We start from the raw sequence: 18,780 nt of genomic DNA on the forward strand, positions 1-18,780 counted from the left end.
TTCTATAACCCTAAACGCCGACACAGCAGTGCTATGCAGCTGTCTCCAGTAGAGTATGAGAAACGCTATTTCCTGAGCTTGGAGAGTGTCTAGAAAACCAGGGGCGATTCATTACTTATACGGTATTTAAGTTAACCGTGAGCGCTTACCAACGAGAGCAGTTGAAACACTTGATTTTCACCCCTGCCCACTCGAAAAATTCTGAAATCTCAACAGCGGTTTATCGCACGCTATGACCGAATGCTCTCGGCACAACGCACTTGTTTCATGACCATCAGTGTTTCCCAGCCTTTGAAGCGTCATCAGGCGGATGCCATCAACGATGCTCGTTCAACGGTTTCCAAAGTTTCGGCTGCTTTAGCAAGCAGCGCGTTCAAGCCCGTCGGCCCAGTACCCGCGGCAATCATAGGTGCTTCAACCTACAACTGGGCCAATCGAAAATTAGGGAAGCTTCACGCTGGGGATGTGCTTGTTCATATAGAAGCACAGGTCAGGGGTGGCATTGGACCTCAACATACGAACAGCTCCTTTGTCATTAAAGTTTAGGAACTTAGCATGTACGAACTCATTCCATGGCTCATTACCCATATCCTGTTGGACAAACAGCTTCGCAATCAACGCGCAAGACAATGGCTCGGCATTATTTTTTTTTGCTTCGGCGCCATAAATATTCTGGGGCCCCATCATGTTTCGCTCTGTGCCAACAGCGAAATCTTCTGGCCTGTCTTGTTCGTCATGACAGGCTGGCACCTGTTCGACACGCGCGATCGTTGGGCCGAATCACCTTCAACGTCCCCCTGATATCGCGGATCTAACTGCCAGCCTGGTTCGCGCTCATTGAGCCCCACTCAAGGAGCGCCACCTCCCAACATCCCACGCTCTACGACGAAATCGATCACCGCCTGCAACCCCTCCCCCTTCTTTAGATTGCTGAAAGTCCACGGCCGCTCTGGGCGCATGCGTCGGGTATCGCGCGCCATCACCTCCAGCGAGGCGCCGACATAAGGCGCCAGATCGGTCTTGTTGATCACCAGAAAATCCGACTTGGTGATGCCTGGCCCTCCCTTGCGGGGAATCTTCTCGCCTTCGGCGACATCGATGACATAGATCGTCAGGTCAGCGAGCTCGGGGCTGAACGTCGCGCTGAGATTGTCGCCTCCGCTTTCGACGAAAATCACATCGAGATTGCCAAACTTGCGCGCCAGCGCCTCCACGGCAGCCAGGTTCATCGAGGCGTCTTCGCGGATCGCCGTGTGCGGACAACCACCGGTCTCCACCCCGACGATACGCTCAGGCTCCAGGGCACCAGCCTCGGTGAGGATGCGCTGATCTTCCTTGGTGTAGATGTCGTTGGTGACCACAGCGATCTGGTAGTGGTCGCGCATGGCCTTGCACAGGGCTTCGAGCAATGCGGTCTTGCCGGAGCCGACCGGGCCGCCGACCCCGACGCGCAGGGGGGGTTGATGACTTTGCATGAACGTCTTCCTCAAGAACGGAACAAACGGGTGTATTGGGTTTCGTGACGGGACGAGGCGATCGCGAGCAGCGGCAGGCTGCCACCGAGCTGGTCATCGTCCAGCGCCAAGGCGCGGTCGAGCACGGCAGGCAGCGCCTGCCCTAAGTCACGCAGCAGCGTCTGGGCGGCTTGCTGGCCGAACGGCACCAGCTTGACTCCAGCCATCACCGCGCTTTCGAGCCAGGCGAAACCATGGCCCAAGGCCAACTGACGCAACGGTATGGACCAGTGCGCGCCAAGCCAGGCCATGCCGCTCAGTTGGCTGAGTTCAAGACTGGCCCGCCAGGCCGGGGCCTGTCCCAACTGCCAGCCATCGAGCAGGCGCGCCATTGCACTGCCACGCTGCTGTTCTTCCAGCCGCAACTCGGCAGTCTCACGGTTGGCCAGCACGAAGCGGCTCCAATGGGCGAAGGCGCCGGCATCATTTGCCTGGCAGGCGTGATAGAGCCGCGCCAAAACAGGCCAATCGAGGTAACCGAGGGTGTCATGCACTTGCTCGCGCTGCCAGGCAGCGAAGGTTGCAATATCGTGCACCCAACCGGCTTCCACAGCCCACTCCAACCCCTGGGAATAGGTGAAGCCGCCTACCGGCAGGCCTGGACTGGCCAGCTGTAGTAGGCGCAGCAGCGCGAGGTCGACGTCCATCAACCGGCCAGCACCAAAGCCGCCCCCGCCAGCATCCCCCCACCGACGGCCTTCTGCAGGCCCGTGTGACGACGCAACAGGCAGCCGAAGGCAAAGCCCACTGCCAGCAGCAGCGTGCTGACGAGAACGAAACCTGAGCCGAACAGCCAGAATGCGCTGGGTGTAGCCTCCACGCCATGGGCCCAGCCATGGAACAGGGCGAACATCGGCATGACCCACGCCAGCAACCTTTGCCGACGTGGCAGCAGCAAGGCGCCTGCGATTACCCCTAGCGACATGGAAATCATCGTCTCCATACCCAGCACATCACCGAAAAGGTGGCCCAATACCGCACCGCCGACCATCATCGCCAAGGTCGTCAGCGGCAGGCCCAGGCTCCGTCGGGTCAAGGCCGACAGCACGCCGGTCCCCAGCAACATCAGCAAATGATCCAGGCCGGTCAGCGGATGCAGCAGGCCATCGCGCAAAGGGCTGGTGTCATGGCCGGGGTGGGCGAAGGCTGGCAGGGCCACCAGCAGCAGGACAACGGCAAACGTCTTTCTCATTGAAAACTCCCAGGATGGCTCAGCAAAGGACGGGCAGGCGCACGAATGGGTGATCGTGGTCGTGGCGATGGGGCGCGCTCTGGTAGGCGCCGGCTTCAGGCTCGAAAGGCGCCCGCTCGGTCACCACGCTCAGGCCCAAGCCGCGCAGCATGTCGTCCAGGACATGGTCGTGCTGGAAACGCAGCAGGCCAGGCTCGATCTGCAGTGGCACATGGCGGTTGCCCAAGTGATAGGCCGCGCGGGCCAGCAACAGTGGATCGGTGCAGCGCACCGTGGACACCTGCTCGGGCGCGGCCAGCACCCGCACTACATGGCGACCTTCAGCATCACCGAGCAGCTCGCCGCCACGCAGCAGGTGCCCTCGCTCGAGCATCAGGCCGGCCTCGCGGCCATCGTCCAGGGTGATGCGCAGACGGCTCTTGATGCGGCTGTCCACGTCCAGGGTAACGCTGCCAGTCTCAGGGCCGGCTTCGGTGAGGCGGCGGGTCAGGACAATCATGGGCTTTCCTCAGAACAGAAAATAACGCTGGGCCAGCGGCAGTTCGCAGGCCGGCTCGCACACCAGCAGTTCGCCGTCGGCGCGCACCTGATAGGTCTGGGCATCCACCTCGATGCGCGGTTGCAGGCTGTTGTGGACCATGTCGGCCTTGCGTACTCGGCGGCAGCCATGGGCCACACCGATCAGGCTGCGCAGACCGAGCGTTTCGGCCAGGCCCCTGTCCATCGCCAATTGAGGCAGAAAGGTCATGCGCGTGGCCTGCCGGGCGGCGCCGAGGGCGCCGAACATCGGCCGGTAATGCACCGGTTGCGGCGTCGGAATCGAGCCGTTGATATCACCCATGGGCGCCGTGACGATCATCCCGCCCTTGAGCACCAAAGCCGGCTTGACGGCGAAGAAGGCTGGCGACCAAAGCACCAGGTCAGCGAGCTTGCCCACCTCCACCGACCCCACCTCATGGGCGATGCCGTGGGTCAGTGCCGGATTGAGGGTGTACTTGGCGATGTAGCGCTTGACCCGGAAGTTGTCGCTGTAGTCGCTGTCGGGCGGCAATGGCCCACGACGCAGCTTCATCTGGTGCGCCACCTGCCAGGTGCGCAGCACCACTTCGCCCACCCGGCCCATGGCCTGGGAGTCCGAGGAGGTCATGGCGAAGGCGCCCATGTCGTGCAGGATATCCTCGGCGGCGATGGTCTCCCGACGTATGCGCGACTCGGCGAAGGCCACGTCCTCGGCGATGCTCGGGTCCAGGTGGTGGCAGACCATGAGCATGTCCAGATGCTCATCGACGGTGTTCACGGTGTAGGGCAGTGTCGGGTTGGTCGAGGACGGCAGGACATTGGCCTGGCCCGCCGCGCGGATGATGTCCGGCGCATGACCACCACCGGCGCCCTCGGTGTGAAAGGTATGAATGGTGCGATCACCGATGGCGGCCAAGGTGTCCTCGATACACCCGGACTCGTTGAGCGTGTCGGTGTGGATCGCCACCTGGATGTCCAGCGCCTCGGCAACGCCCAGGCAGCAGTCGATGGCTGCCGGCGTGGAGCCCCAGTCCTCGTGCAGTTTCAGGCCTACCGCACCAGCGGCGATCTGCTCCTGCAGGGCTTCGGGCCGCGAGGCATTGCCTTTGCCCAGCAGGCCGATATTGATCGGCAGGCTATCCGCGGCCTGGAGCATGCGCGCCAGATACCAAGGGCCGGGCGTACAGGTGGTGGCATTGGTACCGGTGGCCGGCCCGGTGCCGCCGCCAATGAATGTGGTAACGCCGCTGGTCAACGCCTCCTCCACCTGCTGCGGGCAAATGAAGTGGATGTGCGAGTCGATTCCGCCCGCCGTGACGATCTTGCCCTCGGCGGCGATCACCTCGGTGCCCGGCCCGATGGGGACGGTCACACTCGGCTGTACATCAGGGTTGCCCGCCTTGCCGATCGCCGCGATACGCCCGTGACGCACGCCGATATCGGCCTTGACGATGCCCCAGTGATCGATGATCAAGGCGTTGGTCAGCACCAGATCCATCGCCCAGGCGGCGAGCATCTGGCCTTGGCCCATGCCATCGCGGATGACCTTGCCACCACCGAACTTGACCTCTTCGCCATAGACCGTGAAGTCCTTTTCCACCTCGACCCACAGGGCGGTATCGGCCAGGCGCACACGGTCGCCGACGGTCGGCCCGAACATGTCGGCATAGGCCTGCCGGGATAGCCGACTCATGCCTTGCCCTCCAGTGCGCCCATGACCTTGCCCTGGAAGCCATACACCTCCCGCTTACCGGCATAGGCCACCAACTGCACGGTGCGGGCCTGGCCGGGTTCGAAGCGCACCGCAGTGCCGGCCGGAATGTCCAAGCGATAGCCCCGGGCCCTCTCACGCTCGAAGACCAGGCAGTCGTTGACCTCATAGAAGTGATAGTGCGACCCGACCTGCACCGGTCGGTCGCCATGGTTGGCCACACTTACGCTGACAGTCGGGCGGCCCTTGTTGAGCTCGATGTCGCCGCCAGCGACCTGGATTTCTCCGGGGATCATGCTCGGCTCCTCAGACAATGGGGTCATGTACGGTCACCAGCTTGGTGCCGTCGGGAAAGGTCGCCTCGACCTGGACGTCATGGAGCATTTCGGGCACGCCCTCCATCACCTGCTCTCGGCCCAGCACCTCACGGCCCAGGCTCATCAGCTCGGCGACGCTACGCCCATCCCGGGCGCCTTCGAGCACGGTGGCGCTGATCAGCGCCACCGCCTCTGGATAGTTGAGCCTCAAGCCTCGGGCCAATCGCCGCTCGGCCAGCAATGCCGCGGTGAATAGCAGCAGTTTGTCTTTCTCTCTCGGGGTCAGTTCCATGGCGCCTCTCTCAGGTGGCCCAGATGCGCGGCGGGCACGGCGTCAGGCCAAGAACAGCCGGACGCAGCAGGTACCAGAGGCGCTGCAGGGTGGATTGCAGGTGTTGGTTGTCGTGGTCGAGCAGGCGGATCACCAGCAACGGGCCCAGCAAGGTGGCGCCAGCAGGATTGCCCAGGCCCTCCAGAGCCTGGCGCACGCGCTCGAGCAGCGCCGAGTTGGCGGGTGCTGCGCAAACGGTGGCGATCAGAGGGTGGCCGCCAAGCTTGTCCACCCCCGCGGCTTCAATGCGCAGGCGCTCGTGCAACCCTGGGTCGTCTGCCAGTTCGATGCACAAGCGGCTGTCGAGCGCGCCCTGTTCGAAGCGCTCCCCCATCACCGGTCGGCCCAGGCACAGGGTTTCCCAGGCCAGCAACCGAGCACCAGGTTCGAGCGTGAAGCGGCTGTCGAGCTTGGCGCGAGCGCCGCTGAAGAAGATGCTGTCCTGGGGCAGCCACTCCAGGGTACTGCCCGCCGCCAGATGGAACCGCTGCTCGAGCCGCGCGGTTGGCCCGATGCTGCGGTAGAACTTGCTCGCCCCGGGCATGGTCAGCAGTGCGTGGCTGCCAGGCTCGAGATGGACATCCAGCTCCAGTCGGTCACCTGCGACGATGCCACCTGGCGGATGCAGGACATAGACATGGCACGGCGCACCTTCGGGATGGAACGGGCGCTGCACCAAAAGAGGACCGAAGTGGCGTCGTGCACCAAGCCGGGTCACCCCTTCGCGCTGAATGAAGCGCAACTGAAGGCAGGCGCTCCAGCCGGGTTGTTGCTCCAGTTGTTCCTTGCGCTGCGCAAACGACATACCCCAGCCCCCGAAAACACGCGGCTTCATGGCCGCCAAGCGGGTCAGGTGCAGCACTGGACGCCCTGCAGGCCTGACCACTCGATCAGATTCTTTGGTAGGGACACAGCAGATAACGGGCCAACTCTGCGGATGAGGCCGAGTGAAAAGATTCAGCGCACTGCGTCTTCGCAAGTGTCGACCCAGCCGGTCGCCAGTCTGGCCAATTCATGACTGGACGTTTCGGATCCGCGGCGGATGTATTATCGTGGCGAGGTGCGCATATAAAAGCAGCCTGAGCGATCAGGCCCTAGGCAATACAAGAGGGTGTCATGAGTAACGAGAGCATTAACTGGGACAAGCTGGGCTTCGACTATATCAAGACCGACAAGCGCTACCTGTCCGTATGGCGCAACGGCGAGTGGGACAAAGGCACCCTGACCGAAGACAACGTGCTGCACATCAGTGAAGGCTCCACCGCCCTGCACTATGGCCAGCAATGCTTCGAAGGCCTGAAGGCCTATCGTTGCAAGGACGGCTCGATCAACCTGTTCCGTCCTGACCAGAACGCCGCCCGCATGCAGCGCAGCTGCGCCCGCCTGCTGATGCCGCAGGTGCCGACCGATGTGTTCATCGAGGCCTGCAAACAAGTGGTCAAGGCCAACGAGCGCTTCGTGCCGCCGCACGGTAAAGGCGCCCTTTACCTGCGTCCGTTCGTCATCGGCACTGGCGACAACATCGGCGTTCGCACCGCGCCGGAGTTCATCTTCTCGATCTTCGCCATCCCGGTCGGCTCGTACTTCAAGGGCGGCATGAAGCCGCACAACTTCACGATCTCCAGCTACGACCGCGCCGCCCCGCAAGGCACCGGCGCTGCCAAGGTCGGTGGCAACTATGCGGCCAGCCTGATGCCAGGCGCCGAAGCGAAGAAGAACAACTTCGCTGATGCCATCTACCTGGACCCGCTGACCCACAGCAAGATCGAGGAAGTCGGTTCGGCCAACTTCTTCGGCATCACCAAGGACAACGAGTTCGTCACCCCGAAATCGGCCTCCGTCCTGCCGGGCATCACCCGCCTGTCGCTGATGGAACTGGCTGCCTCGCGCCTGGGCCTGAAAGTGGTCGAAGGTGACGTGGAGATCAGCAAGCTCGATCGCTTCGTCGAAGCCGGTGCCTGCGGTACCGCCGCCGTCATTACCCCGATCGGTGGTATCGAATACAACGGCAAGCTGCACGTGTTCCACGACCTGGAGAAGGTCGGCCCGGTCACCCAGAAGCTCTACAACGAGCTAACCGGCATCCAGAGCGGCGACGTCGAAGCGCCAGCAGGCTGGATCGTCAAGGTCGCCTGAGGCTTCGCCCTCCAATGAAAACGGGGCATGCCAGTGATGGCATGCCCCGTTTTCATTGGCCATACCCTCCTTTGGCGGTGCGCCCTTCGCGGGCAAACCCGCTCCAACAAGGTCCCCGCAAGCCTTGTGGGAGCGGGTTTACCCGCGAATGCGCCCGCCCGTTCACCGAAGGTCCAAGGGTGATCTCGGCCCCACGGACACCGGCCGATCAGGTCTTGATGCAGCAGATGAATTTTTCTTAAATCGCGCAGTGTCTATTCTTTGGCACAATCAACTCTCCAATCGCTGCCCAGGTACTAGCATGCCCCGCGTACTGACCATCGAAGACGACGCCGTCACCGCCCAGGAGATCGTCGCCGAACTGTCCAGCCATGGCCTGGAAGTGGACTGGGCCGACAATGGCCGTGAAGGCCTGTCCAAGGCCATCGGTGGTGGCTACGACCTGATCACCCTGGACCGCATGTTGCCCGAGGTCGATGGCCTGACCATCGTTACCACCCTGCGCAACCTGAAGATCGCCACGCCCATCCTGATGATCAGCGCACTGTCCGACGTCGATGAGCGCGTGCGCGGCCTGCGCGCCGGTGGCGACGACTATCTGACCAAACCGTTCGCCTCCGATGAGATGGCCGCCCGGGTCGAGGTGCTGCTGCGGCGCAACAGCGTGCCCATGACCCAGACCCGCCTGCAGGTCGCCGACCTCGAGCTGGACCTGATCAGCCACGAAGCACGCCGCGGCGAGCAGACCCTCAACCTGCTGCCCACCGAATACAAGCTGTTGGAATACCTGATGCGCCACGCCGGCCAGGTCATCACCCGGATGATGATCTTCGAGGAAGTCTGGGGCTACCACTTCGACCCCGGCACCAACCTGATCGACGTCCACATCGGTCGCCTGCGCAAGAAGATCGATCCGCCTGGCCAGAACCCGCTCATCCGTACCGTGCGGGGCTCCGGCTATGCCATTGCCGAACCCGTCTAAGGGCTGGAGCTCTTCGACCAGCCGCCTGTTGGCGCTGTACAGCTTCCTCTTCGTGGCGTGGAGCAGCATCCTCATGGGGGTGCTGTACTTCGAGGTTTCCAGCTACCTGAACAAGCTCACCCGCCACTCCATGCTGCAACGCCAGCACCTGTTCTCGCACATGAGCGGCAAGCAGCTCGACGACGCGCTGATCGCAAGCCAGGCGTTCGAGGAACGCGGTTTCGACGCCTACGGGCTGTTCGACGCCCAGCTCAATCCCATTGGGGGACGGGTGCGTTTCATCCCACCGGAGCTCGGCCTCGATGGCGAAGTCCACGAACTCAAGCGGTGCCTGGACGCGGATGACCCGCACCTGCCCCGCGACAGCTGCGATGCCGTGGCGATCCGCATAAAGGATGGCCGTTGGCTGGTACTGGTGCGCGACAACGGTTCGTTGTTCGTCGTCACCCGGATCATCCTCCACGCCTTGCTCTGGGGCATCTCCCTGACCTTGATCCCCGGTTTCGCGGGGTGGTATCTGCTGCGCAGGCGACCGCTCAAACGTATCCGAGCGATCCAGGCCCAGGCCGAGCTGATCGTGGCCGGAGACCTGACCCATCGCTTGCCGCTCTCGGCGCGGCGTGACGAGCTGGACATGCTGGCAGCCATCGTCAACGCCATGCTCGATCGCATCGAGCGGCTGATGCACGAGGTGAAGGGCGTCTGCGACAACATCGCCCATGACCTGCGAACACCCCTGACCCGACTGCGGGCACAGCTTTACCGGATCCGCCAGCAAGGCGGCGACAACGCGCCCGAAGCCCAAGCCCTGGAACAAGCGATTGCCGAGACCGACACGCTGATGGCGCGCTTTCGCGGCCTGCTGCGTATCAGCGAACTGGAAGACCGTCAGCGTCGCGCCGGATTCGTCGAACTCGACCCTCATGCCCTGCTGATGGAGTTGCACGACTTCTACCTACCGCTGGCCGAAGATGGCGGTATTCGCTTGACCCTGGAGCAACCGGCGCAACTGCCGGTGCTGCACGGGGACCGGGAACTGCTGTTCGAGGCACTGGCCAACCTGGTGGGCAACGGCATCAAGTTCACCCCCCAGGGCGGGCAAGTACGGATCCAGGCGCGTGAGTATGCCAGCGGCCTGACGATTGCCATCGAAGACAGCGGGCCGGGGATTCCAGAGCAGGAGCGCGCAGCGGTGTTGAAGCGCTTCTATCGCAGTGAGGAAGGCCATCGCCATCCAGGATTCGGGCTGGGACTGTCGATCGTCGCCGCGATCGTCGACCTGCATGGGTTCCGCCTGGAGGTGGGAAGCAGCGAGCTGGGCGGAGCCAAATTGGTGTTGCATTGCCCGGTGGGCGCTACGTCCCGATAATCGAATGGGGCCGTTACGCGCCCCATCGCAGGGTGTCGCCAGCTCCTACAGGTGTACAACAGCGTTGCACAAAACCTGTAGGAGCGGCCTTGTGCCGCGAAAGGGCTGCGCAGCAGCCCCCACTCAAGGCATCGATCAGTCAGCCAGGCGCCAGGTGGTTGCGCCCTTGCTGTCTTCCAGCACCACACCCATGGCGGCCAGCTGGTCGCGAATGCGGTCGGACTCGCCCCAGTTCTTGTCCGCACGCGCCTGCAGACGCGCCTGGATCAAGGCTTCCACCTCGGCGGCATCGACCTTGCCCTCGGCACCGGCGCGCAGGAAGTCGTCGGCATCCAGTTGCAGCACGCCCAGCACGTCACCCAGCTCACGCAGGCGACCCGCCAGACCTGCAGCGGCCTCCGGATCGTTTTCACGCAGGCGGTTGATCTCGCGCACCAGATCGAACAGCACGGCGCAGGCCTCAGGCGTACCGAAGTCATCGTTCATCGCGACGCTGAAACGCTCGACGAACTCCTCGCCCCCTTTGGCCTCGACACGCGGCAGGCCGCGCAGCGCGTGGTAGAAGCGCTCCAGGGCGCCCTTGGACTCACGCAGGCTGTCTTCGGAGTAGTTGATGGCGCTGCGGTAGTGGCTGGCCACCAGCAGGTAGCGCACCACCTCCGGGTGATACTTGTCGAGCACGTCGCGGATGGTGAAGAAGTTGTTCAACGACTTGGACATCTTCTCGCCATTGATACGGATCATGCCGCAGTGCATCCAGGCATTGGCGTAAGGCTTGCCGGTAGCCGCCTCGCTCTGGGCGATCTCGTTCTCGTGATGTGGGAACTCCAGGTCGCTGCCGCCACCGTGGATATCGAAGCTCTCGCCCAGGCAGCAGGTGGACATCACCGAGCATTCGATGTGCCAACCCGGACGGCCTGGCCCCCAGGGCGACTCCCAGCTCGGCTCGCCCGGCTTGGCGGCTTTCCACAGGACGAAGTCCAGCGGGTCCTGCTTGGCCTCGCCGACTTCGATCCGCGCGCCGATGCGCAGGTCTTCGATCTTGCGCCGCGACAGCTTGCCGTAGCCGACGAACTTGCCGACCCGGTAGTACACGTCGCCATTGCCCGGAGCGTAGGCGTAGCCCTTGTCGATCAGGGTCTGGATCATCGCGTGCATGCCGGGGATGTGATCGGTGGCACGTGGCTCCTGATCCGGCGGCAGGATGTTCAGGCGGCGCTCGTCCTCGTGCATGGCATCGATCATGCGCGCGGTCAGTTCATCGAAGCGCTCGCCGTTGTCATTGGCACGATTGATGATCTTGTCGTCGATATCGGTGATGTTGCGCACATAAGTCAGCTCGTAGCCGCTCTTGCGCAGCCAACGGGTGATCAGGTCGAAGGCGACCATGCTGCGCCCATGGCCCAGGTGGCAGTAGTCGTACACGGTCATGCCGCACACGTACATGCGCACCTTGTTGCCGTCCAGGGGCTTGAAGGCTTCCTTGGTCTTGCTCAGGGTGTTGTAGATGGTAAGCACGGCGATTCCTTAGCTGCCCCAGGAGTCACGCAGGGTGACAGTGCGGTTGAACACCGGACGGCCCGGCTGGCTGTCCTTGAGGTCGGCGCAGAAGTAGCCTTCGCGCTCGAACTGGAAGCGGTCCTCGGGCGCGGCCTGGGCCAACGACGGCTCGGCGCGGCAGCCGGTCAGCACCTGCAGCGAATCCGGGTTGATGTTGTCCAGGAAGCTGCCGCCCTCCTCGGTCTTCTCCGGGTTCGCCGAACGGAACAGGCGGTCGTACAGACGCACTTCGCACTCGACGCTGCCTTCGGCCGGCACCCAGTGGATCACGCCCTTGACCTTGCGGCCCTCGGGGTTCTTGCCCAAGGTGTCTGGATCGTACGAGCAGCGCAGCTCGACGATGTTGCCGTCGGCGTCCTTGATGGCTTCGTCGGCACGGATCACGTAGCTGCCACGCAGGCGCACTTCACCGGCGGGTTCCAGACGCTTGTAGCCCTTCGGCGGTTCTTCCATGAAGTCGTCGCGATCGATATACAGCTCGCGGGAGAACGGCAGTACACGCACGCCCATGTCTTCCTTCGGGTGGCGCGGCAGCTCGAGCTGCTCGACCTTGCCTTCCGGGTAGTTGGTGATGACCACCTTCAACGGACGCAGCACGCACATGGCGCGCGGCGCGGTGCGGTCCAGGTCGTCACGGATGCTGAACTCGAGCATGGACATGTCGACCACGCCGTCGGAGCGGTTGGTGCCGATCATCTCGCAGAAGTTGCGGATCGAGGCCGGGGTGTAGCCGCGGCGACGGAAGCCCGACAGGGTCGACATGCGTGGATCGTCCCAGGCGTCGACGTGCTTTTCGTCCACCAGTTGCTTGAGCTTGCGCTTGGAGGTGATGGTGTAGTTCAGGTTCAGGCGGCTGAACTCGTACTGACGCGGGTGCGCCGGTACCGGCAGCTTGTCCAGGAACCAGTCGTACAACGGACGATGGCTTTCGAACTCCAGGGTGCAGATCGAGTGGGTGATGCCCTCGATGGCGTCCGACTGACCGTGAGTGAAATCGTAGTTGGGGTAGATGCACCACTTGTCGCCGGTCTGGTGGTGGTGGGCATGGCGGATGCGGTACAGGATCGGGTCGCGCAGGTTCATGTTCGGCGACGCCATGTCGATCTTGGCGCGCAGCACGCGCTCGCCATCCTTGAATTCACCGGCTTTCATGCGCGCGAACAGGTCGAGGTTCTCCTCGACGCTGCGGTCGCGGAACGGGCTGTTGCGGCCTGGCTCGGTCAGGCTACCGCGGTATTCCTTGGCCTGCTCGGGGGTGAGGTCGCAGACATAGGCATTACCCGACTTGATCAGATCCACGGCCCAGTCGTGCAGTTGGTCGAAGTAGTCCGAGGCGTAGCGCACCGGGCCTGCCCACTCGAAGCCCAGCCATTTGACGTCACGCTGGATGGAGTCGATGTACTCCTGGTCTTCCTTGGCCGGGTTGGTGTCGTCGAAACGCAGGTGACAGGCACCCCCGAACTCCTGGGCCAGACCAAAGTTCACGCAGATCGACTTGGCGTGGCCGATGTGCAGGTAACCATTGGGCTCCGGCGGGAAACGGGTGACGATGCTGCTGTGCTTGCCCGAGTCCAGGTCGGCCTGGACGATCGGCCGCAGGAAGTTCGCAGGGACGGCGGGGGCGCCTTTGGCAGCGGCGTTGGGCGCGTTATCGGCAGTGGGCTTGCTCATAGGATCCTTGAATGCTGGTATTCGGTCTGGGTAGGCCGATTGAATCAAAGGGCCTATCATAGCCGAAGCAGTCAAGCTGCTGACAGCCGGGCACCGACAAACTGGCGCGATTTGTCGCAAGCCATGCAAAATGGCCGACGCGCGTCTTGTGTCGCGGTCGCCCGATCCTGCGTCAGGTGACAGTACGCGCCCTGCGCAGCCTATTTCCCGAATGCCTTTCAAAGAGCGAATTCAGCATGTCCAAAGTCAAACTGAGCACCAACCACGGCGACATCGTCCTGCAACTGGACGGCGAAAAGGCACCGAAAACCGTCGAAAACTTCGTCCAGTACGTCAAGGACGGCCACTACAACGGCACCGTGTTCCACCGTGTGATCAACAACTTCATGATCCAGGGCGGCGGTTTCGAAGCGGGCATGAAGCAAAAGCCGACCCGCTCGCCAATCCAGAACGAGGCCGACAATGGCCTGAAGAACGCCAAATACAGCATCGCCATGGCCCGCACCATGGAGCCGCACTCCGCCTCCGCGCAGTTCTTCATCAACGTGGCTGACAACGACTTCCTCAACCACAGCGGCAAGAACGTCCAGGGCTGGGGTTACGCCGTGTTCGGCGAAGTGATCGAAGGCCGCGACGTGGTCGACGCGATCAAAGGCGTCTCCACCGGCTCCAAGGCCGGCCACCAGGACGTGCCGAAGGACGACGTGATCATCGAGAAAGCCGAGATCATTGAGTGATCCTGCTGATCTCCGATCTGCATCTGCAAGAAGAACGCCCGGACATAACCCGGGCGTTTCTTGATCTGCTCGATGGCCGTGCCCGGCATGCCAAGGCGCTGTACATTCTCGGTGATTTCTTCGAAGCCTGGATCGGCGACGATGCCATGACGCCTTTCCAGCAGTCGATCTGCCAGGCCATGCGCCGGCTGAGCGAGAGCGGCACGGCGATCTACCTGATGCACGGCAACCGCGACTTCCTGATCGGTGAGGCCTTCTGCGAAGCGGCGGGCTGCACACTGCTGGCCGACCCCAGCGTCGTGCAACTCGGTGGCGAGCCCGTGCTGCTGATGCATGGCGACACCCTGTGCACCCGCGACCTGGCCTACATGAAGCTGCGTCGCTACCTGCGCAACCCGCTGAGCCTATGGATTTTGCGTCATCTGCCGCTGTCCACCCGGCAGAAGCTGGCGCGCAAGCTGCGCAGCGAAAGCCAGTCGCAGACCCGCATGAAGTCCACCGAGATCGTCGATGTCACGCCCGAGGAAGTCCCCAAGGTAATGGCGGCCCATGGCGTTCGCACCTTGGTGCACGGCCATACCCACCGACCAGCGCTTCACAAGCTGGTGGTCGAGGGGGCACCGGCCCGGCGCATCGTGCTGGGTGACTGGGACCGTCGCGGCTGGGCATTACAGGTCGACGAACAGGGCTTCCAACTGGCCCCGTTCGACTTCCCCTGATTCGGGCGGCCGCGATTGGGGCGCAAAGCGCCCCGTCTTGGCTCAGTGACCTGTGCCAGCCACCACGGCCTTGTCCCCCTCGCTGATCACATACTGTCGATACTGAGGATCAGCCTTGATCTGCGCCTCGGTGAACGGTATCGACGCCAATTGCTTGGCCGAGAACGCACGGGTCTGGTCACTGCCATAGGGCGATGCGGCCTCGCTTGACTGAGAAAACGCGAGCAACCCGAACGCTTGTGGCCCCTGCCGGGTGAAACTGACCAACTGCAGGTAACTGGTGCCACTGACGACCTGCTGCTTACCCGCCCCCACAGGCACGCTGTACATCGCGTTGTACACGCCAAGTTCCTGAGGCCCACCCGACACTGGCGTGCCATCGGCAGCCTGCTGGATCTGCCCCCAGGTGTCTTTGGCGGTGATGCCAGCCTCACTCACCTGCTGCAATGAAGCCCTCGCCGCCTCGTGCACACGCTTGCTGACCGTCGCCTGCTCCACCGCCAGCCCGCGCGGTGTGTGCAACGGGTCGGCGGCGTCGAATGCCACACGCCAGTTTTCAGGGTGTTCGGCCAACGCTTGGGCAATATTGGCAAAGTGCACAAGGCCTATGCCGCTGTCGATATCTGCCTTGCCATTCCAGGCAGCAAGGCTCGCGCACACCGCCAGCACATCGACGGGGGCAGTCTTGCACCAGGCCAGCAGGTCCGGGAGCACAAGGCTTGCGGCATACACCTCATTATCCAGCACCATGCGTTGCAATTGCGCCAGCCCCAGCTTGCCGTGCCCTTGCAGACGCTGCAGGGCAAAGCGGCTGCGCAGGCCCAGCGGCTGGCCTTCGCGGCTGACCAGCGGTGAGTAGCCGGTCAATGGCTGCGCGGGGTTGGCCAACCAGGCCGGGTCATTGGAGTTCTGCACGAAATCGCGGCGTTCCAGGCTTGGCAGCAGCCGAGCCGGGAAGATCCCCGGCTGGGCCGCCTGCGCATCGATCTTCCATTGGCACGCGCTACGCGAGCCGTCCAGCACCACCAGCGGCTCGATCGCCGCAGGATCGCCACAGAGCGCCAACAGCGGCTGGTCGACGTAGGGCACCACTGACTGGTTCAGATACGCGGTACGGCCCGCTGCGTCGACAGCCAGCGTGTTGACCCATGGAATGCCCTGAATCTGCCCCACCGCCTGCTCCAAATGGCCCAGACCGTCGGCACGGTTGATCGCATCCCACTGCTGCAACACCCGGGTATTGTCCAGGTTCGCATCGCGCAAGCTGTAGGCATGCTGCGCGTCCCAATCCAGCCTGCCGGGCCACTGCACCACGGGGCCGAACGTCGAGGCATAGACCTGTCGCCGGACCTGCCGCAACTGGCCATCTTCACCCTTGACCGTCACGCTCAGGGTCTGGCGGGTCAGTGGCACGGACTTGCCATCGAGCAGGTAGCGCGTGGCGTCCTTCGGGTCGAGTTGCAAGCGGTACACGGTGAAGTGCTTGGACGTATCGACGGTGTGCGTCCAGGCCAGATGACGGTTGAAGCCGATGTTGATCAGTGGCAGGCCCGGCAACGCGGCACCCATGACATCCAATTGCCCGGGGATGGTCAGTTGCATCTGATAGAAGCGCATGCCACCTACCCACGGGAAATGCGGATTGCCCAGCAACAGGCCGCCGCCGGTGGTCGAACGCTCGGAGCCGACTGCAACCGCATTACTGCCTCGGGCCGAGGCGAACTGCGCCTGGCGCGCCAGCGCCGCGCTGAAGTCCCGCCCCTCCCGCCGCGCGGCCGCTTGCGGCGGCGTGGCTGCCACCAGCGCCTCGACGAACTGACCGATCCCCCCCTCCGCCAGCAACCGGCGCGTGAGCTTGACCAAATCCAGGCTGGAGATCGGCCGTACCCAGTCGCCGTGGCCACATTCAGTCGGCAAGCCTTGGAGCTTGCGCTCGGCCAGTGCTCGGTTGTAGCCCTCTGCGTACCCCTCCAGGCGTTGGCGCATCGACGCTGGCTGGGCCTGTAGGAAGGCCTTGACCGCTGAGTCGGCATTAAGCCAGGCGAAGAACATATCGCTGTCGAGGTTGTCGCGCTGCTCGATCGTCTTGCCCTGGGCACCGAAGTAACGCGCGCGCTCCCCATTGACGGTCAGCACTTGGTCGGCCAACAGGCAAAGGTTGTCCTGGGCATACGCATAGCCGATGCCATAGCCCAGGCTTCGTTCGTTCTTGGCCAGGATATGCGGGACGCCAAAGCTGGTCCGGCGGATCTGCGCCGACGCCTCGCCAGTAGCTTCGAGGGCATGCGCGGCAAGGCCTGAGGTAAGCAGCAGGGCTGCCAGGCCTAGGTGAGTCATGTGACGCGGACGTATGGACACGGGCACTCCTGGATTGGAAGGGTCATCCCGGTCAGACGAACAGCCCGATGAAAATTTTACGCAACCCAACCCAATGCGACGTCAAGAACACAAAGCCGCGATTTTTTATCGCCCAAGGCTGCAGTTTTGCCCGGCTCATTCGTCCTATTAAGTGAGGCACCCATGATTTCGGGACAGTCCACGAAAAGGAGCATTCACATGTACAACCCACAACCCGCGTTACAGCGCATCACCAGTCTGGATGCGGCCGGGGCCAGGGCAATTGCCAGCCCCCAGGTGCGTACCGGCAATGAGCAGATCCGCGAATTGCTGCGAACCTTTGGCCTGCGTACGAGCCTGATCCGCCTCAAAGTCATCGATGCACTGCACACCGCCGACCGCGACGGGCGCAGCATCGGGGTGCGCGGCATCCATGCGCAGTTGGAGCAGTTGGACATCCCGCTGTCGTTTCTCAGCGTGCGCGAGGTACTCAAGCGGCTGTGCGCCGAAGGTGTGATCAGCCTGGGCAACGACAAGTGCTATAGCCTCAATCCCGAAGCCCGGGCCGTGCTCGAGCAAACCGCACCCCGTTGAATCCACGGCCGGCCTGACGCAGCCGGCCCGCCTGGGTCAAGGCTTGGGCCCGACCTTGCGACGCAGGATTGCATTGATCACCACCACGATCACCGCAATGGCGATGGCGATGTACTGGAAGGTCTGCTCGGTAATGGTCCCCTGCTTTTGCAGATAGGACAGACCCAGCATGATGCCCAGCACCACCAGGATGATCAGGATCGAATATTTTAGGCGTTGCACATGTGTCATCGAAGGTTCCTTGCGACATCAGGGACATAAGGCTCGCGACGAGCCGAGGCCATGATACAACGTCCCCCGTCGTAGGCGGCGCTTTTGCTTATGACCGCGCCAGGGCATCGGCTTTCTAGGGCTTGAAGGTACGTCACCCTCCAATGCGCAATGCAAACTAGAGACGAGTTATCAAGGCTTTCAGAGCTTTGTTGACGCTACATCCTACGTAATCGACCCTCGCTGCCTGCACATTCTCGCGCCAGAAGGCTACACCTGCCGATCCGCTTGGCGCCTAGCGACCCCACTTGCGGCTGCCGGAGAATCAAGCCCAGGCCGACGATGACTTCGCCCACTGAGGCAAAGCCCGCCCGCCATTCATCATGAACCCCACGCCCTGCGCTTGCTTAATTCTCCGAGGAATCACCAATGGAACTGCCAGACCTCAATCGTATCGATATCGCCCAACTGCCCCACTCCCTGCAATCGCTGATCGAATGCATCGGCATCGAGAATGCCTACCGGCTGACCTGCGCCTACGGCGGGCGCCCCAAGTACATCCCCAAGCACCTTGAACGTACCAAGCTTGCCGATATATTACCCCCGGAGGCTTTGCAGAGCTTGATCAAGCGTTTTGCCGGTGTCGCGCTGGAAATCCCGAAGCCGGATCACTTCCAACGCCAACTGCGAAACCTGCAGATCAAGCAGGAAAGCGCCGAAGGTCTTTCGCGCAGCCTGTTGGCGGACAAGTATGGCTTGAGCCTGCGTCAGATCGGCAATATCCGCCGACAGGAAGGCCACGCACACTAAAGCTTGTTTGAGCACTTTTCCCACAGCAAGGCGCCCCACCCCTTGACGGGATGAGGCACTGGAAACGTTTG

21 protein-coding genes are annotated in these 18,780 nt (G+C 62.8%); 9 read left to right on the top strand and 12 right to left on the bottom strand.

The window, feature by feature from the left end; genetic code table 11:
• Positions 1-267 precede the first annotated feature (267 nt).
• Together ACNFCH_RS17980 and ACNFCH_RS17985 are read left to right on the top strand one after the other, a co-directional pair.
• Positions 268-546 carry a hypothetical protein gene (locus tag ACNFCH_RS17980; protein WP_337158391.1) on the top strand — a complete coding sequence of 93 codons (279 nt, stop codon included), beginning with the start codon at positions 268-270 and terminating at the stop codon, positions 544-546.
• A 9-nt stretch (positions 547-555) separates the two neighbouring features.
• Entirely contained in the window at positions 556-801 is a 246-nt protein-coding gene (locus ACNFCH_RS17985; RefSeq protein ID WP_337158392.1) for a hypothetical protein, read from the top strand.
• Positions 802-848: 47 nt separating this feature from the next.
• On the opposite strand, the gene ureG is transcribed toward ACNFCH_RS17985, so the two are convergent.
• From ureG to ACNFCH_RS18025, 8 genes are read right to left on the bottom strand one after another with little or no spacing between them, the layout of a single operon-like run.
• Complete coding sequence (gene ureG / locus ACNFCH_RS17990) at positions 849-1,475, bottom strand: urease accessory protein UreG (protein ID WP_416743233.1); 627 nt, start codon at positions 1,473-1,475, stop codon at positions 849-851.
• An 11-nt stretch (positions 1,476-1,486) separates the two neighbouring features.
• On the bottom strand, positions 1,487-2,161 hold the full coding sequence (locus tag ACNFCH_RS17995) for an urease accessory protein UreF (protein ID WP_416743234.1): 675 nt from the start codon (positions 2,159-2,161) through the stop codon (positions 1,487-1,489).
• Positions 2,161-2,706 carry a HupE/UreJ family protein gene (locus ACNFCH_RS18000; protein WP_416743235.1) on the bottom strand — a complete coding sequence of 182 codons (546 nt, stop codon included), beginning with the start codon at positions 2,704-2,706 and terminating at the stop codon, positions 2,161-2,163. The genes ACNFCH_RS17995 and ACNFCH_RS18000 overlap by 1 nt, the downstream gene beginning before the upstream one ends.
• Before the next feature lie 19 nt (positions 2,707-2,725).
• A complete protein-coding gene (ureE, locus tag ACNFCH_RS18005; RefSeq protein ID WP_337158396.1) occupies positions 2,726-3,205 on the bottom strand; it encodes an urease accessory protein UreE in 480 nt (159 codons plus the stop codon).
• Positions 3,206-3,214: 9 nt separating this feature from the next.
• On the bottom strand, positions 3,215-4,918 hold the full coding sequence (gene ureC, locus ACNFCH_RS18010; RefSeq protein ID WP_337158397.1) for an urease subunit alpha: 1,704 nt from the start codon (positions 4,916-4,918) through the stop codon (positions 3,215-3,217).
• On the bottom strand, positions 4,915-5,232 hold the full coding sequence (locus tag ACNFCH_RS18015) for an urease subunit beta (protein WP_337158491.1): 318 nt from the start codon (positions 5,230-5,232) through the stop codon (positions 4,915-4,917). The genes ureC and ACNFCH_RS18015 overlap by 4 nt, the downstream gene beginning before the upstream one ends.
• 10 nt (positions 5,233-5,242) lie before the next feature.
• On the bottom strand, positions 5,243-5,545 hold the full coding sequence (locus ACNFCH_RS18020) for an urease subunit gamma (RefSeq protein WP_337158398.1): 303 nt from the start codon (positions 5,543-5,545) through the stop codon (positions 5,243-5,245).
• A 10-nt stretch (positions 5,546-5,555) separates the two neighbouring features.
• Entirely contained in the window at positions 5,556-6,389 is an 834-nt protein-coding gene (locus ACNFCH_RS18025) for an urease accessory protein UreD (protein ID WP_337158399.1), read from the bottom strand.
• Between the two features lie 311 nt (positions 6,390-6,700).
• Between ACNFCH_RS18025 and ACNFCH_RS18030 the strand changes: the two genes are divergently transcribed.
• From ACNFCH_RS18030 to ACNFCH_RS18040, 3 genes are all read left to right on the top strand, one after another.
• The gene (locus tag ACNFCH_RS18030) at positions 6,701-7,720 is read left to right on the top strand and encodes a branched-chain amino acid aminotransferase (protein ID WP_070091217.1); all 1,020 of its coding nucleotides are present in this window, start codon (positions 6,701-6,703) and stop codon (positions 7,718-7,720) included.
• A 301-nt stretch (positions 7,721-8,021) separates the two neighbouring features.
• Positions 8,022-8,702: a response regulator transcription factor gene (locus tag ACNFCH_RS18035; protein WP_070091218.1), complete on the top strand. Its 681-nt coding sequence runs from the start codon at positions 8,022-8,024 to the stop codon at positions 8,700-8,702.
• A complete protein-coding gene (locus ACNFCH_RS18040; RefSeq protein WP_337158401.1) occupies positions 8,680-10,071 on the top strand; it encodes a HAMP domain-containing sensor histidine kinase in 1,392 nt (463 codons plus the stop codon). Before ACNFCH_RS18035 ends, ACNFCH_RS18040 begins: the two co-directional genes overlap by 23 nt.
• A gap of 135 nt (positions 10,072-10,206) precedes the next feature.
• Here the strand turns inward: ACNFCH_RS18040 and cysS are convergent, their stop codons facing one another.
• Both cysS and ACNFCH_RS18050 read right to left on the bottom strand, forming a co-directional pair.
• Positions 10,207-11,589, bottom strand: coding sequence for a cysteine--tRNA ligase (gene cysS / locus ACNFCH_RS18045; protein ID WP_070091220.1), 1,383 nt, complete (start codon positions 11,587-11,589; stop codon positions 10,207-10,209).
• Positions 11,590-11,598: 9 nt separating this feature from the next.
• Positions 11,599-13,302 (bottom strand): glutamine--tRNA ligase/YqeY domain fusion protein, encoded by a 1,704-nt coding sequence (locus tag ACNFCH_RS18050; RefSeq protein WP_416743236.1) that lies wholly within the window; start codon positions 13,300-13,302, stop codon positions 11,599-11,601.
• Between the two features lie 236 nt (positions 13,303-13,538).
• Between ACNFCH_RS18050 and ACNFCH_RS18055 the strand changes: the two genes are divergently transcribed.
• Positions 13,539-14,039 (top strand): peptidylprolyl isomerase, encoded by a 501-nt coding sequence (locus tag ACNFCH_RS18055; protein ID WP_070574583.1) that lies wholly within the window; start codon positions 13,539-13,541, stop codon positions 14,037-14,039.
• Entirely contained in the window at positions 14,036-14,758 is a 723-nt protein-coding gene (locus tag ACNFCH_RS18060; protein ID WP_337158403.1) for a UDP-2,3-diacylglucosamine diphosphatase, read from the top strand. The genes ACNFCH_RS18055 and ACNFCH_RS18060 overlap by 4 nt, the downstream gene beginning before the upstream one ends.
• A gap of 42 nt (positions 14,759-14,800) precedes the next feature.
• Here ACNFCH_RS18060 and ACNFCH_RS18065 read toward each other — a convergent pair whose 3' ends face one another.
• On the bottom strand, positions 14,801-17,095 hold the full coding sequence (locus ACNFCH_RS18065; protein WP_416743265.1) for an acylase: 2,295 nt from the start codon (positions 17,093-17,095) through the stop codon (positions 14,801-14,803).
• Between the two features lie 219 nt (positions 17,096-17,314).
• Here ACNFCH_RS18065 and ACNFCH_RS18070 point away from each other — a divergent pair, with 219 nt between their 5' ends.
• Positions 17,315-17,689 carry a fe2+ zn2+ uptake regulation protein gene (locus ACNFCH_RS18070; RefSeq protein ID WP_416743237.1) on the top strand — a complete coding sequence of 125 codons (375 nt, stop codon included), beginning with the start codon at positions 17,315-17,317 and terminating at the stop codon, positions 17,687-17,689.
• Between the two features lie 36 nt (positions 17,690-17,725).
• Here ACNFCH_RS18070 and ACNFCH_RS18075 read toward each other — a convergent pair whose 3' ends face one another.
• Positions 17,726-17,920, bottom strand: coding sequence for a hypothetical protein (locus ACNFCH_RS18075; protein WP_070091226.1), 195 nt, complete (start codon positions 17,918-17,920; stop codon positions 17,726-17,728).
• A gap of 408 nt (positions 17,921-18,328) precedes the next feature.
• Here ACNFCH_RS18075 and ACNFCH_RS18080 point away from each other — a divergent pair, with 408 nt between their 5' ends.
• Positions 18,329-18,709, top strand: a complete 381-nt coding sequence (locus tag ACNFCH_RS18080) for a Mor transcription activator family protein (RefSeq protein ID WP_337158405.1) — start codon at positions 18,329-18,331, stop codon at positions 18,707-18,709.
• Positions 18,710-18,780: the final 71 nt, after the last annotated feature.

The sequence above is a fragment of the Pseudomonas sp. NY15354 genome (genome assembly GCF_048068075.1).
Taxonomy (GTDB): domain Bacteria; phylum Pseudomonadota; class Gammaproteobacteria; order Pseudomonadales; family Pseudomonadaceae; genus Aquipseudomonas; species Aquipseudomonas guariconensis_C.

Excerpts from the sequence above, each read along its gene's own strand:
- ACNFCH_RS17995 (WP_416743234.1), bottom strand. The coding sequence starts at position 2,161 with ATGGACGTCGACCTCGCGCTGCTGCGCCTACTACAGCTGGCCAGTCCA.
- ureG (WP_416743233.1), bottom strand. The coding sequence starts at position 1,475 with ATGCAAAGTCATCAACCCCCCCTGCGCGTCGGGGTCGGCGGCCCGGTC.
- ACNFCH_RS17985 (WP_337158392.1), top strand. The coding sequence starts at position 556 with ATGTACGAACTCATTCCATGGCTCATTACCCATATCCTGTTGGACAAA.
- ureE (WP_337158396.1), bottom strand. The coding sequence starts at position 3,205 with ATGATTGTCCTGACCCGCCGCCTCACCGAAGCCGGCCCTGAGACTGGC.
- ureC (WP_337158397.1), bottom strand. The coding sequence starts at position 4,918 with ATGAGTCGGCTATCCCGGCAGGCCTATGCCGACATGTTCGGGCCGACC.
- ACNFCH_RS18040 (WP_337158401.1), top strand. The coding sequence starts at position 8,680 with ATGCCATTGCCGAACCCGTCTAAGGGCTGGAGCTCTTCGACCAGCCGC.
- ACNFCH_RS18065 (WP_416743265.1), bottom strand. The coding sequence starts at position 17,095 with ATGACTCACCTAGGCCTGGCAGCCCTGCTGCTTACCTCAGGCCTTGCC.
- ACNFCH_RS18035 (WP_070091218.1), top strand. The coding sequence starts at position 8,022 with ATGCCCCGCGTACTGACCATCGAAGACGACGCCGTCACCGCCCAGGAG.
- ACNFCH_RS18055 (WP_070574583.1), top strand. The coding sequence starts at position 13,539 with ATGTCCAAAGTCAAACTGAGCACCAACCACGGCGACATCGTCCTGCAA.
- ACNFCH_RS18080 (WP_337158405.1), top strand. The coding sequence starts at position 18,329 with ATGGAACTGCCAGACCTCAATCGTATCGATATCGCCCAACTGCCCCAC.
- ACNFCH_RS18070 (WP_416743237.1), top strand. The coding sequence starts at position 17,315 with ATGTACAACCCACAACCCGCGTTACAGCGCATCACCAGTCTGGATGCG.
- ACNFCH_RS17980 (WP_337158391.1), top strand. The coding sequence starts at position 268 with ATGACCATCAGTGTTTCCCAGCCTTTGAAGCGTCATCAGGCGGATGCC.
- ACNFCH_RS18000 (WP_416743235.1), bottom strand. The coding sequence starts at position 2,706 with ATGAGAAAGACGTTTGCCGTTGTCCTGCTGCTGGTGGCCCTGCCAGCC.
- ACNFCH_RS18050 (WP_416743236.1), bottom strand. The coding sequence starts at position 13,302 with ATGAGCAAGCCCACTGCCGATAACGCGCCCAACGCCGCTGCCAAAGGC.
- ACNFCH_RS18030 (WP_070091217.1), top strand. The coding sequence starts at position 6,701 with ATGAGTAACGAGAGCATTAACTGGGACAAGCTGGGCTTCGACTATATC.
- ACNFCH_RS18075 (WP_070091226.1), bottom strand. The coding sequence starts at position 17,920 with ATGACACATGTGCAACGCCTAAAATATTCGATCCTGATCATCCTGGTG.
- ACNFCH_RS18025 (WP_337158399.1), bottom strand. The coding sequence starts at position 6,389 with ATGTCGTTTGCGCAGCGCAAGGAACAACTGGAGCAACAACCCGGCTGG.
- ACNFCH_RS18015 (WP_337158491.1), bottom strand. The coding sequence starts at position 5,232 with ATGATCCCCGGAGAAATCCAGGTCGCTGGCGGCGACATCGAGCTCAAC.
- ACNFCH_RS18020 (WP_337158398.1), bottom strand. The coding sequence starts at position 5,545 with ATGGAACTGACCCCGAGAGAGAAAGACAAACTGCTGCTATTCACCGCG.